10 protein-coding genes are annotated in these 13,558 nt (G+C 54.7%); 6 read left to right on the top strand and 4 right to left on the bottom strand.

Features of this window, described 5'->3' with window-relative positions; translation table 11 throughout:
* Nucleotides 1-2: 2 nt before the first annotated feature.
* Nucleotides 3-2,420, bottom strand: a complete 2,418-nt coding sequence (locus AC8GE9_RS11655) for a penicillin-binding protein 1A (RefSeq protein WP_506677338.1) — start codon at nt 2,418-2,420, stop codon at nt 3-5.
* A 79-nt stretch (nt 2,421-2,499) separates the two neighbouring features.
* On the opposite strand from AC8GE9_RS11655, the gene AC8GE9_RS11650 reads away from it, so the two are divergent.
* Genes AC8GE9_RS11650 through AC8GE9_RS11635 form a run of 4 tightly spaced genes read left to right on the top strand, consistent with a single transcriptional unit; the run spans nt 2,500 to nt 6,298 of the window.
* Nucleotides 2,500-3,219 carry a shikimate kinase gene (locus AC8GE9_RS11650; protein WP_506677337.1) on the top strand — a complete coding sequence of 240 codons (720 nt, stop codon included), beginning with the start codon at nt 2,500-2,502 and terminating at the stop codon, nt 3,217-3,219.
* Complete coding sequence (aroB, locus tag AC8GE9_RS11645; RefSeq protein ID WP_506677336.1) at nt 3,207-4,295, top strand: 3-dehydroquinate synthase; 1,089 nt, start codon at nt 3,207-3,209, stop codon at nt 4,293-4,295. Before AC8GE9_RS11650 ends, aroB begins: the two co-directional genes overlap by 13 nt.
* A 13-nt stretch (nt 4,296-4,308) precedes the next feature.
* Nucleotides 4,309-5,448 carry a deoxyguanosinetriphosphate triphosphohydrolase gene (locus AC8GE9_RS11640; RefSeq protein WP_506677335.1) on the top strand — a complete coding sequence of 380 codons (1,140 nt, stop codon included), beginning with the start codon at nt 4,309-4,311 and terminating at the stop codon, nt 5,446-5,448.
* Between the two features lie 16 nt (nt 5,449-5,464).
* Nucleotides 5,465-6,298 carry a hypothetical protein gene (locus tag AC8GE9_RS11635; RefSeq protein WP_506677334.1) on the top strand — a complete coding sequence of 278 codons (834 nt, stop codon included), beginning with the start codon at nt 5,465-5,467 and terminating at the stop codon, nt 6,296-6,298.
* Here the strand turns inward: AC8GE9_RS11635 and uvrA are convergent.
* Nucleotides 6,295-9,192 carry an excinuclease ABC subunit UvrA gene (uvrA, locus tag AC8GE9_RS11630; protein ID WP_506677333.1) on the bottom strand — a complete coding sequence of 966 codons (2,898 nt, stop codon included), beginning with the start codon at nt 9,190-9,192 and terminating at the stop codon, nt 6,295-6,297. The genes AC8GE9_RS11635 and uvrA overlap by 4 nt on opposite strands.
* Before the next feature lie 85 nt (nt 9,193-9,277).
* Here uvrA and AC8GE9_RS11625 point away from each other — a divergent pair, with 85 nt between their 5' ends.
* Nucleotides 9,278-10,468 (top strand): MFS transporter, encoded by a 1,191-nt coding sequence (locus AC8GE9_RS11625; protein WP_506677332.1) that lies wholly within the window; start codon nt 9,278-9,280, stop codon nt 10,466-10,468.
* Between the two features lie 39 nt (nt 10,469-10,507).
* On the opposite strand, the gene AC8GE9_RS11620 is transcribed toward AC8GE9_RS11625, so the two are convergent.
* Together AC8GE9_RS11620 and AC8GE9_RS11615 are read right to left on the bottom strand one after the other, a co-directional pair.
* On the bottom strand, nt 10,508-11,485 hold the full coding sequence (locus tag AC8GE9_RS11620) for a Bug family tripartite tricarboxylate transporter substrate binding protein (RefSeq protein ID WP_506677331.1): 978 nt from the start codon (nt 11,483-11,485) through the stop codon (nt 10,508-10,510).
* 56 nt (nt 11,486-11,541) lie between these two features.
* A complete protein-coding gene (locus AC8GE9_RS11615; protein ID WP_506677330.1) occupies nt 11,542-12,417 on the bottom strand; it encodes a TauD/TfdA dioxygenase family protein in 876 nt (291 codons plus the stop codon).
* 125 nt (nt 12,418-12,542) lie between these two features.
* Here AC8GE9_RS11615 and AC8GE9_RS11610 point away from each other — a divergent pair, with 125 nt between their 5' ends.
* Nucleotides 12,543-13,478: a LysR family transcriptional regulator gene (locus AC8GE9_RS11610; RefSeq protein ID WP_506677329.1), complete on the top strand. Its 936-nt coding sequence runs from the start codon at nt 12,543-12,545 to the stop codon at nt 13,476-13,478.
* Nucleotides 13,479-13,558: the final 80 nt, after the last annotated feature.

Below are 13,558 nucleotides of genomic sequence, written 5' to 3'. Positions count from 1 at the left end.
CATTAGTTGCCGATAGGCTCACGGCGGTTGTTTCTACTCCTTTCGCTACCGCCAAGACTATCGAGCAAGTCGCCAAGCGAATCTTGTTTCGGATCACCTAGGCTCTTTACCGCCTCTTTGGGGGGGAACTCTTTGAAATACATATTGCCCCCCTCGATGATGAGTCCTTCGGGCGGGGGGCTACGCTTTTGCTCTGGGAATTCTTTGAGGGCATTTGTCATATAACCCAACCAGACGGGTAAAGAGGCACCGCCACCGGTTTCGCGCGAGCCAAGCGATTTAGGCTGATCGAAACCTAGCCACGCCACTCCGACGAGCTGAGGGGTGTAGCCTGCAAACCAGGCATCAACAGAGTCATTAGTCGTACCTGTCTTGCCGGCAAGGTCGGTGCGTTTGAGTACCTGTCTGGATCGGGCTGCAGTACCGGATGTCGCCACGCCGCGCAACATATCATCCATCACATAGGCGGTGCGAGCATCAATCGCGCGCGCAGCTGAGTCGCCCGCAATAATGGGTTTGGCACGCATGAGTACTTGACCGCTCGCATCGGTGACATGATCGATCAGATAAGGCGTGACGCGAAAGCCGCCGTTGGCAAACACCGAAAATCCCGTGGCCAGTTGCATGGGTGTGACGGCGCCCGAGCCAAGAGCCATGGGCAAGAATGCGGGATGCTTTGCCTTGTCAAAGCCAAAGCGGGTCACGAAGTCCTGTGCATATTTCGGACCAATCGACTGAAGAATACGAATCGAGACCATATTTTTTGAGCGGGCAATCGCTTCGCGCATGGACATCATTTCGCCGTACTCGTCACCATAATTTTTGGGCGCCCAGGCTTTGCCCGAACCGGTTTGCTCAGCGCTTAGCTCAAACGGCTGATCGGAAATCATCGTCCCTGGCGTCAGGCCGCGCTCAAGAGAGGCTGCATAGATAAACGGCTTGAAGGCGGAGCCAGGCTGGCGCCACGCTTGCGTGACCCGGTTGAAATTACCATGAAAAAAGTCAAAGCCACCGACCATGGCGCGCAGCGAACCGTCTTGTGGAATCATGGACACAAAGGCCGCCTGCACCGTGGGCATATTCAGGATTTCCCAATAGGCTGGTGTTTTGTGCAGGTACACCACTGAGCCGCGCTGTATGCGCAGGGCTGCGGGTGCCTTGGGGTTGAGCGCGCGCGCGATAATGGCTAGCGCTTTTTTATCGTTAACCACGACAATATCCGTCGAGCTGCGGGCAACGCGAACTTCGTTGGGTTTGACTGAAAGCACCACACCCGTCGGCATGTCTGTCCGATCTGGGTGTTTGTCGAAGACGCCATCTAGAAACTCATCGAATTTGGCGGGGTCGGCTTCAAGCCCGGCAGGCAGGACCACCTGAGCTTCGGGACCTGGATAGGGTGCCCGACGGGTGTAGTCCAACACACCCTCACGCAGCGAGTCATAGGCCCATTTTTGATCCTTGGAATGAATGGTCGTGTAAACATTCAGTCCGCGCGTGTAGACGTTGTCTGGGTAGATGCTGATCATCAGCTGTCGAGCGAGCTCGGCTGCGTATTCGCCGTTCACAGCGTAACCACCCGCAGGGGTGCCTTGCGAGGGCTTGATGATAACGGGCTGAGCGAGTGCTGCTTTGTATTCGGCGTCGGTCAGGTAGCCCAGAGAATGCATGCGTCCGAGCACATAGCGCTGACGCAAGACGGCGCGAGGCTTGTTGGCGATCGGGTTAAAGCGAGAAGGCGCCTTGGGGATGCCAGCTAAAAGTGCGGCATCAGCCGGTGTGATTTCCGATAGTTCTTTGCCTAAATAAACGCGCGAGGCCGCTGCAAAGCCGTAAGACCTGTGACCCAAATAAATCTGATTGAGATAAAGCTCGAGAATCTGGTCTTTGGAGAGACTGGCCTCGATTTTGAAGGTAAGCAACAGCTCATAAAACTTGCGTGACCACGTTTTTTCAGAGGAAAGATAAAAGTTTCGCGCAACTTGCATGGTGATCGTGCTGGCGCCCTGACTTTTTTGCATCGAAATCAAGTTGGTCAGACCTGCGCGCACGACGCCAATCCAGTCAATTCCCCCATGTTGATAAAAGCGATCATCCTCGGCTGAGAGAACAGCCGATTTCATCACATCCGGAATCTCGTTAAAGCGTAGGACATTGCGACGCTCTTCGCCAAACTCACCAATCAATACTTTGTCTGAAGTAAATACGCGCAGCGGAACACGCGGCCGATAGTCGGTCATCGCGTTGAGGTCTGGCAGGTTGGGCCATGCCAGCGCAAGCGCCATCCCAAGAAGCAGGGCGCCACACAGCGCGAGACCCGCTGTGAGAATCGAGAGTTTCAGTAAAAACCGGACAATAAACGAGCCTTTGGGCTTGTCTGGGGTCTGATCTTCGTTGTCGTGGGGGTGGTTATATTTGCTCATTGCCAAACATTTTAAAGGTTTTATGAGGGTTTGCCCCGATCAGTTTGAGACTATTGGCGGTCAATGGGATAATGAAGGCATGAATAATGAAGCGCTTGGACCCGAGCCAACCTCCTCTGGCGACACGAATCCCTCTGCTGAGGTGCAGGATCTGCCCCAAAGCGCAGGTCCGTTGACCCATGACAGCCCGATTTTTCTGGTCGGAATGATGGGCGCTGGCAAGACGACTATCGGTCGGGCCTTGGCCAGGGCGTTGGTCAGAGAGTTTATCGATCTCGATCACGAGCTTGAGGCGCGTTGCGGCGTTCGAATTCCTGTGATCTTTGAGATCGAAGGTGAGCAAGGGTTCCGTAAACGTGAATGCCAAGTGCTTGATGACTGCACGGTGCAGCCTAATTTGGTGATGGCGACCGGAGGCGGCGCTGTGTTGGCCGAGGAAAACCGCCGAGCGCTAAAGAGCCGAGGCATTGTGATTTATTTGCGTGCGAGCATTGAGGAGTTGTATCGCCGCACGAGCAGAGACCGTAATCGACCTTTACTTGCGACCCCGGATCCTAAGGCGACCTTACGGGCGCTACTTGAAATGCGGGAGCCTTTGTACGCATCCGTGGCCGATATCGTGGTCGATACGGGAACGACCTCCGTCAACCACCTCGTCGCTCAGATTGTCGAGAGACTCAGGCAGGTCGACAAGGCGATTGATCGCAGCGCTCAAAGTCGTCCCGGCAATTCTTCTGCTAGTATGCGCGCCGACTTCGCCGCCAGTCATAAAGAAGAGAACAAACCATGCACACCTTAGAAACCGTAAAGGTCGCGACCCCGAGTGGTCACTATTCGATCAATATCGCCCCCGGACGTCTGGCGACGCTCGCGGCGGCCATCCCCTCGGATGCGACCTCCATTGCTCTTGTGACTAACCCTGTCATTCATGCTTTGCTCGGTGATGAGGTGATGCGGGTACTCGGACAAACAGGCAAGCGGATCGTACCGGTTATTTTGCCGGATGGTGAGGCGCATAAAACTTGGGAAACACTCAATCAGATTTTTGATGCTCTGTTGGGGGCGCAATTGGATCGGCGCACCGTGATTGTCGCGCTCGGAGGCGGCGTCATTGGCGATATGGCGGGGTTTGCCGCAGCGGTTTACATGCGTGGCGTGCGCTTTGTGCAAGTCCCCACGACTTTATTGTCACAGGTAGACTCCTCGGTAGGTGGTAAGACTGCAGTCAATCATCCGCATGGGAAAAATATGATCGGTGCGTTTTATCAACCGATCGCAGTTGAGATTGACACTGACGTCCTCAAAACGTTGCCTGACCGCGAAATGTCTGCAGGTCTGGCCGAGGTGATTAAGTACGGATTAATTTTGGACGCGCCCTTTTTTGAATGGTGTGAGACAAACGCGGTCGGTTTGCGTGAGCGCGATCCTGATTTATTAGCGACGGCTATCCGTCGCTCGTGTGAGTTCAAGGCCTGGGTGGTGTCGCAAGACGAGCGTGAAAGCGGCTTGCGAGAGATCTTGAATCTGGGCCATACCTTTGGCCACGCGATCGAGGCGGGTTCTGGTTATGGCGCGCTGCTCCACGGCGAGGCAGTTGGTACGGGTCTCATTATGGCGGCGGACTTATCTGCGGAATTACTAGGATTTCCCACAGCGGGTGTCGATCGCGTACGCAAACTGGTCGAGGAGATTGGTTGTCCGACGATAGGCCCTCGACTGGGTGGTGTCGAACAGTGGATGTCCCTGATGCGGGGTGATAAAAAAACCCGCGCGGGTGAAATTACGTTTGTTTTGATGCCTAAAATTGGCGAGGCCGTTCGTCGCGGCGCACCGGCTGAGCTGGTGGAGCGTGTGATTTTGCGCAATACCATTTGAACAGGGGTGCGTGATGTCCGAACTCGCTATCTACGCTTCGCGGTCCGAGACCAGTCGTGGTCGTCGGCACGCAGAGCCTGCGCCTACTAATCGAAGCGAGTTTCAACGCGATCGTGACCGGATTATCCACGCCGGCGCCTTCAGACGGCTTGAGTACAAAACACAGGTCTTCATTAATCACGAAGGCGATTTGTTTCGCACACGGCTGACGCACTCCTTAGAGGTCGCGCAGATTGCTCGGGTGCTTGCGCGAAGTTTGCGTTTAAACGAAGACCTCACCGAAGCCATCGCACTCGCGCACGATTTGGGGCACACGCCTTTTGGTCATGCGGGTCAGGACGAACTTAATGCGTGCATGCGCGAATTTGCGCCAGAGGCCGGAGGTTTTGAGCACAACCTCCAAAGCTTGCGTGTGATCGATGAGCTTGAGGAACGTTATGCAGCGTTTAATGGTTTAAACCTGTGTTTTGAAACGCGCGAAGGCGTGCTCAAGCATTGTTCCCTGATACACGCGCGCTTGTTAGGGGATGTGGGTCAGCGTTTTATCGATCGCACACAACCTTCGCTTGAAGCGCAACTCGCGAATCTGGCCGATGAAATCGCCTACAACAATCATGATATCGATGATGGCCTGCGCTCCGGATTGTTGACCATCGAGCAGTTACAGACGGTGCCTATTTTCGCGCGCCACTACGCAGCGATGGTGCATAAATGGCCCGCTTTGAATGAGCGTCGTGTGGTGGCTGAAACGATTCGCAGTATGATCAATACATTGATCGTCGATGTCACACAGACCACTCAGACTAAGCTTGTCGCGGCTGCTCCTGCGGATGCGGATGCAGCCCGACGTTGCGGACCGGTGGTCGCATTTTCCCCTACACTGCGCGCAGAGGCCGATGCCTTGAAAAAATTTTTATTTGAAAATCTTTATCGTCATTACAAGGTGATGAGGATGACAAATAAGGCGCGACGAATTGTGCGAGAGCTTTTTGACGCCTTCGTGCATGAGCCTCGTTTATTACCACCCGACTATCGACATGAAAATGCTGCCGCACAGGCGCGCGCGATCGCCGATTACATTGCAGGAATGACGGATCGTTATGCGATTCGCGAGCACCACCGGCTATTTCGGATGGGCAATCAGTTTGACTAGTATCTGGGAGAACGTAATGACAACCATCCGCAAATTTGTGTTGGCATTGAGTATCGTGAGCATGGGCGTGCTGAGCGCTTGCACACAACAGGCTGCTGCACCGATTCGAACGGTCGATCGCGATAGCGCACCTGCCGCGCCTGTTGCGATTCCAGTAGCGCCCCCGACGACAAACTTTGATACCGGTGCAGGTGCTGCCACACCCCAATCGGCGCAGCCCGCAGCACAGTCGCAAGCGCCTTCATGGACGACCGCGTCAGCACAGGAACCCACCACGGCGAGTGCTGTCGTGGCGGGTGTACAGGCGCAAGAAGGCGAGCATCAGTTGGCACTCGTTCAAGTGTGTCAGGCCAATGCCATGGGCGTACGTGACCAATGCGCGATGGGTTTTGCAGATACGCGAACTGGCCGGGAGGTGCCCAGCCAGGTACAGTCCTACTTCTTGTCGACCAGCGCGAGCCTTGCACCTAAAGTGTCTTTTGACAACTACTGTTCCCCTGGCTGGCTCGCGACGGTTGTTTCATCACAAGGTACAGTCCAGGGCGGCGGCGTCTTGCAGACACAAGCCGCTGTGTGTGGACATCCCTCGCCAGGCCAGGCACTGACGGCCTTATTTAATGCCTGCGATGCGCAGACGCAAGGCGGTTGCCGTCAGTCTACATCGCTCAACGTAGCCTGGGGTTACTGGGATGGCAAGCTCACGCCTGGTACTGAGGCGGATATCGGACGCCCTTATTCCGTCGATCGTTTTTCCGACACGCATATGTGCGAATCGACACTACCACTCATAGAGTCCGGGGTATGTCCGTCTAGCGCCGCAGTACCGTTGCGTTTACTCGGCTTACCTTAAGCCGTTTTATTTCGCGACAACACCTTGCCGAGGTAGCGTCCGGTGTGACTCGCTGTACTTGCAGCGATCGCTTCGGGCGTGCCTTGCGCCACAATATGTCCACCGCCATTGCCTCCCTCAGGTCCCATATCGACCACCCAGTCGGCAGTTTTGATCACATCAAGATTATGTTCGATCACCACTACGGTGTTGCCTGCCTCGACCAGCTGATTCAGTACGCGTAAGAGCAAGGCGATATCGTGAAAATGCAGACCCGTAGTGGGCTCGTCCAAGATGTAAAGTGTTTGACCGGTGCTGCGTTTGGAGAGTTCCAGAGAGAGCTTGACGCGTTGCGCCTCGCCACCCGAAAGCGTAGTGGCACTTTGTCCTAGACGCAAATAGGAAAGGCCCACATCCATCAAGGTTTGTAATTTACGCGCTACGGCTGGGACCGCTTCGAAATACGCCAGTGCTTGTTCGACGGTGAGTTCGAGTACCTCGTGGATATTACGGCCACGATAGCGGATTTCAAGTGTTTCACGGTTGTAGCGCTTGCCCATGCAAACATCGCAGGGCACATACATGTCGGGCAGGAAATGCATTTCCACCTTGACCACGCCATCGCCCTGACAGGCTTCACAGCGACCTCCCTTGACGTTAAAACTAAAACGTCCAGGATCGTAACCGCGCGTGCGTGATTCGGGGACGCCGGCGAACAACTCTCGAATCGGTGTGAACATACCGGTATAGGTTGCCGGGTTACTACGTGGCGTGCGCCCGATGGGACTCTGGTCGACACTAATGATTTTGTCGAAATGCTCTAGACCATTTAGACCTGTGTAGGGCGCTGGTTCGGATTGTGCATGATGCAAGGCACGAGACATTACGATGGCAAGCGTGTCATTGATCAGAGTGGACTTTCCCGAGCCGGAAACTCCGGAGATGCAGACAAATTTGCCCGCAGGAATACGTAGATCAACAGAATTGAGGTTATTGCCAGTGCAGCCCGTTAGCTCAAGCCACTTTTGTTCTGGGTCGAGTGGGCGACGTTTAGGCACGGCGATCTTTTGTCCCCCGCTCATATACTGGCCCGTGAGCGAGTTAGGATTTTGCTCGATCTGCGCGGGGGTGCCTTGTGCAACAATTTGACCGCCGTGCTCGCCAGCGCCCGGCCCCATATCGACAACCCAGTCAGCTTGGCGAATCATGTCTTCATCGTGTTCGACAACGATGACGCTATTACCCAAGTCGCGCAGATGATGCAGCGTGGCGATCAGGCGGTCATTGTCACGTTGATGCAGACCAATCGAGGGTTCGTCCAAGACATACATCACGCCGGTCAGTCCAGAGCCAATCTGGCTGGCTAAACGGATACGCTGCGCTTCTCCACCGGAGATCGTGTCGGCGCTGCGATCCAGAGAGAGATAGTTCAGGCCAACGTTGTTAAGAAAGCTTAAACGCGCTTCGATCTCTCGGACAATACGCTGTGCGATTTCTGCACGTGCACCGGTCAGTTTGAGGTCTTGAAACCATTTCAGGCAGGCTGAGAGCGGTTGAGCCTCAACCTCGTAAATGGCGAGGCCTTGCTCTTGCCAGTTACGACCCTCAGGCGTATCGAGCAATGGTTGAGGAGGCGCAATGCGTTCGTCACCAATCCTGACATGTCGAGCTTCGGCGCGCAGGCGCGAACCATGACAAACCGGACAGGTTTGAACAGCGCGATATTTGCCGAGCTCTTCGCGGACGGCGGAGGAGTCGGTTTCTTTCCAGCGACGCTCGAGATTGGGAATCACGCCTTCGAACGCGTGGCGCTTGACGGTGCTACGACCGTTTTCATTTAAGTAAAAAAATGGAATCTCAACCGTGCCGGAGCCGGACAGCACGATCTGACGGATGTCTTCGGAAAGACTTTCCCAGGTGGCTTCGATATCGAATTCATAGTGTGTCGACAGACTCGACAACATAGAGAAAGTAAAGGCGTTGCGTTTATCCCACCCGCGGATCGCGCCTGAACCGAGACTGAGCTCGGGAAAGGCCACCACACGCTTGGGATCAAAAAAGCCCACATGACCGAGACCGTCGCAGCTTGGACAAGCGCCGACCGGGTTATTAAAACTGAATAGTCGTGGCTCAAGTTCGGGCAGGCTATGGCTGCAAACCGGACACGCGTAGCGACTGGAAAAAAGATGCTCCTCGTTGGTGTCCATGTCAAGAGCCACGACACGGCCTTGCGCCAAGGTCAGCGCGGTTTCAAAGCTCTCGGCTAGACGTTGCTTGCTCTCTGGTTTGATGCGCAGACGATCAATGACAACGTCAATGTCATGTTTTTCGTTTTTATTGAGCTCGGGCATGCTGTCGAGGTCAACCATTTCTCCATCTACACGCACGCGGACAAAGCCTTGTGCCTGCAGACTCGCGCACTCATCCTCAAAACTGCCTTTGCGTGTGCGTGCGATTGGAGCTAGGATCGCCAGCCTGCGCTCGGCAGGCCAGTTCAGCACGCTATCAACCATTTGGCTTACGCTTTGTGCGGCGAGCGGTAAACCATGTGAAGGGCAATAGGGGGTGCCGACACGTGCATACAACAGACGCAGGTAGTCATGAATCTCGGTAATGGTGCCAACCGTTGAGCGCGGATTATGGCCCGCAGCTTTTTGCTCGATTGAAATCGCCGGCGATAGGCCCTCAATCAGGTCCACATCCGGTTTATCCATCAACTGCAAAAACTGCCTGGCGTACGCCGAGAGACTTTCGACGTAGCGACGCTGTCCTTCGGCGTACAAAGTATCGAAGGCGAGCGAGGATTTGCCCGAGCCGGACAGTCCCGTGACGACCACGAGTTTGTGCCTGGGCAGGTCCAGAGACACGTTTTTGAGATTGTGGGTGCGTGCACCCCGGATTCGAATTTCGTCCATGACACGTTTTTGAAAGCCAACTTGGTACTATACCGTGCTGGCGCAACAATCGCCGGATAGCCCTTCACTCTGATTCAAGTCTTTGATGTCCGAACCGACGCCTTTATCTCTGAGCCCGACCGAACGCCGTGCCAGCATGGCCTTAGCCAGCTTGTTTGCCGCGCGGATGCTCGGCTTGTTTCTGCTGTTGCCCGTGTTTGCTGTGGCGGCACAGGGGCTTAAGGGGGGCCATGATCCCTTGTGGATCGGTGTGGCCTTGGGGATGTATGGTTTGACGCAGGCATTCATGCAAATCCCTTTTGGTCTGGCCTCGGACCGTTGGGGGCGTCGTCCGGTGGTGCTAGCCGGGCTGTGCCTGTTTGTCGCCGGTAGTGTGGTTTGTGCCTTGTCAGACGATATTTTCTGGGTCACGATCGGTCGGGCGATTCAGGGTTCTGGCGCCATTTCTGCGGCCGTGACGGCTTGGCTCGCGGATGCGACCCGACCTGAGGTCCGTACCCGTGCTATGGCCATGGTGGGCGGGTCGATTGGTTTGTCCTTTGCCTTGTCCTTGGTGATCGCGCCCTTGATTGTGGGTGCGACCGGATTGGCGGGTTTGTTCTGGACAATCGCCCTGTTGGGCGTGGTTTGCCTCGCGGTCGCTCGTTTTGTCGTACCCGTTGTGGCACCGACACCCAAACCTTTGCATCCTGCCCGTCCGATGCAAGTGCTTACTCACACAGATTTGTTGAGACTCAATTTTGGTGTGTTTTGCCTTCACCTGATCCAGATCGCGATGTTTGTGGTGATTCCGCCGCTGTTCCTCAAATTGGGAAATCTGGACGCTGCAGAGCTTTGGAAGGTGTATTTACCCGTTATTTTTGGCTCCTTTGTGTTCATGGTGCCCGCGATATTCGTTGCAGAAAAGCGGCGTGCCCATCGAGCTATGTTGCGGATGGCCGTTGCAGGCTTGGTAGTTGTCTGTGCCTTTTTGCCTTGGGCGAGTCACAATTTTTATTTGTTGGCCTTCGGACTCACTGGATTTTTTGTCATGTTCAACGTGCTCGAGGCCCTACAACCTTCGCTCGTTTCACGCGTCGCGCCCCCTGAGCTCAAGGGCTTGGCCCTTGGCCTCTACAATACCTCCCAGGCCGCAGGTTTGTTTTTAGGCGGTATGTTGGGCGGCGCACTCGCCGTTTTGAGCGGCACAAGCAGCGTTTTTTGGGCGTCCTGTGGACTCGCGGCGTTATGGCTTATGGTGACTTGGGGTTTAAAGCCGCTGGGACAGAAGCACTAAATAGCTCCGCACAGGCAGCTGTGCGGAGTTGATCACCATTTAATCAGCTTTGATGCCAGAAGCCTTAATCACACGATCCCAGCGCTCCATGTCCTTGACCAGAAACTGACGGAACTCAGCGGGCGTGTCACCAACGGGTTGGGCGCCTAAGTCTTTCATGCGCTTAATCACTTCAGGGTTGGCCATGGCTTTTTTGATCGAAGCGTTCAGCTTGTCGACAATAGGCTGTGGGGTGCCGGCTGGCGCCAACATGCCAATCCAAGGCGCTGTTTGTTCAAAGCCTGGAAAGCCAGAGGCGTTCATGGTGGGCACGCCTGGGAACTCAGGCATGGGCTGTGAAGAGCCAACCGCTAAAACACGGATCCGCTTGCTTTCAACATGACCTGCGATGCCGACCATTGGGTAGAACATGAAGGACACGCGGCCTGACATCACCTCGGTCAGTGCAGGTGCATTGCCACGAAACGGGACATGGGTCATTTTGACATTTGCCATGGTGCCCATCATTGCCCCTGCGAGGTGAGCCGAGCCACCATTGCCAGCAGAACCGTAGCTGATGGCCTCCGGAGCACTTTTAGCCTTGTCGAGCAAGTCTTTGAGATTTTTGTATGGCGAGTCGTACGCGGTCACGATGACCAAGGGCAAGTTGGCGACCAATGAAATAGGCGCAAAGCTTTTGAGTGGATCGTAATCAGACTTGTCACCCAACAAGAGTTTGTTGACGTTGTGCGAGAGCGAAGCGAACAACACGGTATACCCGTCAGGCTTGGCCTTGGCGACTTCGCGCGTGGCGATCAGGGAGTTGGCACCGGTGCGGTTTTCCACCACAACCGACTGGCCCAGATCCGTCGTCATGTGTTGGGCCAAAAGGCGGCCGATCACGTCGGTAGGGCCGCCTGCGGCAAACCCGATCAGCATTTTGACGGTTTGATTGGGATAGGTGGCGCCCTGTGCCGCGCTTGTCAGAGGCAATGCTGTGGTGAGCGCAAGGCAGGCGCCAAGGATTAATTTTTTCATTTGTCTTCCTGATATGAAATAGTGAGGTGAGCTTAACAGTCCGCTCAGCCGTCGCGCTACGCTGCCAAGGGAAAATACCGATCCGCCATGACTTGGCAACGCTTGATAAAGCGGTACTCATCAGGACCATAATCGGCAACAGCATTGTGGATCGTGCCCATGTTGTCCCACATCAGCACGTCCCCCGCCGTCCAGCGGTGCTGATATCGAAACTGTGGTTGCAACTGATGCGCGAATAAAAACTCCAGAATCTCGTCGCTCTCTTGTTTTGGCAACTCATTAATCTGGATCGAATAACCTGGGTTGGCATACAAAATCTTTTCGCCTGTAATCGGATGCGTCAAAAAGATCGGGTGCGAGACAGGCGGTTTGGCTTTGAGTTGCGCCTCCGTCAACGGAGGACGGGTGCAGCCTGGTTGCTTGCGCATGTTTTCCCAAAACTTGTTGAAATCATGCAGCACCGTCATGCCATCAAGCTTTTTCTTGAGCTCTTCGGGCAGGTTGAGATAGGCCGCGCGCATATTTGAAAATTCAGTACCGCCTAGCGGCTGACCATCGCGATGCGGGATTTCAAGGCCATACAACACATTGGTAAAGGCGATCATCTTGCTATAGGACATATCCGTGTGCCAGTCTTGTCCCGCATCGCCGAGTCCGATCGGCTTACCGTCGACTTTTTTATTGGACAGAATCATCACCTCGGGATGACCGGGTTCCTGATACATATTGGCGACGTTGACCTCTAGGGTGCCAAACTTGCTGCTGAATTCTTTGAGCTGTTGGCCTGTCAGGTTCTGCTTTTTGAAACACAAAACACCATATTGACCTAAAAGACCTTCGATTTTTTTGTAATGTTCGTGCGAAAGAGGCTGGGAAATATCAAACCCCTCAACGCGCGCGCCGAGGCCTTGTCCACTAGGTGTCACTTGCATGATGGATTCCCATTTTTATGATTTAACTTACATGAGTCTAGCGGTTTAGCGCTGCGCGCAATAGCGTTGAATTGTGAAATAAGTGTTCTCAGAATGGAAACAATCATCGTACAATCTCAGTGATTATGGATAAACTCAGAGCGATCGAGGTTTTTATCGAGGTGGCACAGGGCCTGAGCTTTTCGGGCGCAGCCCAGCGCCTTGGCATGGCCAAAGGCAACGTGACCAAGCATATCGCCTGGCTCGAACAGTCCTTGGGTGTCCAGCTTCTGACCCGAACAACCAAAAGCGTGAGCCTGACCGAGTCCGGACTATCCTTGCTTGAGAACGGTCGTGAGCTGCTTGACCGGGTCGAAAACATCGATGCCGCTGTTCGCCAGTCCGTCAAAGAGCCCAAGGGCATGCTCAGGCTCGGGGCGCCGCCCTCGTTCGGTGCGTTTCATTTAGTCCCAATCATTACGGCATTTTCCTCAGTGCATCCCGACATCCAGGTGGTGCTATATCTGGATGATGGACGGACCAACCTGGTTGCCGAAGGGCTGGATATGTCGGTGCGGATTGCGACCTCGCTCAAGGACACCTCACAGGTGGCGCAGCGCCTTGCGGTGGTACCACAGCTGCTGGTTGCTTCGCCTGATTATCTAAACCGCCGTGGGATGCCGCAGACGATCGCGGATCTTGCCAAACATGAATGCATGGTGCATGCCCTGAAGTCACCCACGAATATCTGGACGTTTATGGGCGAAGCACAAGGAAAAGAGACGATCGGAAAAACGGCGGTCCGCGTGCATGGGTCGATTCGGGCCAATTATGGCGAACCGTTGCGCCATGCCGCCTTGCTCGGCCACGGGATTTCCATGCACCCTACTTATATGGTGATGCAGGATCTCCAAGAGAGCCGTTTGGTCAGTGTTTTGCCGCAGTTTCGCCCCGTAGGGGTTGATATTTATGCGGTTTTCCCCAGCCGAAAAAACCTGCCTGTCCGCGTACGGACATTTTTAGACTTTTTACGACAATGGTTTGTCGCCGCAGACTGGCATGCCTATCAAAACGTGCCGTAAACTGTCTGAAATGCGTAGTTTTGCGTCTAGCGCTGAATGATCAGTTAGGCGATGATGACGTCTGGAACGAGCCCCACCGG

Origin of the sequence: Zwartia lucis, assembly GCF_965234455.1 — a bacterium.
GTDB classification, from domain to species: domain Bacteria; phylum Pseudomonadota; class Gammaproteobacteria; order Burkholderiales; family Burkholderiaceae_B; genus Zwartia; species Zwartia lucis.
Note: the sequence above shows the minus strand (reverse complement) of the source record. Positions and strands in the feature narration are given on the sequence as shown.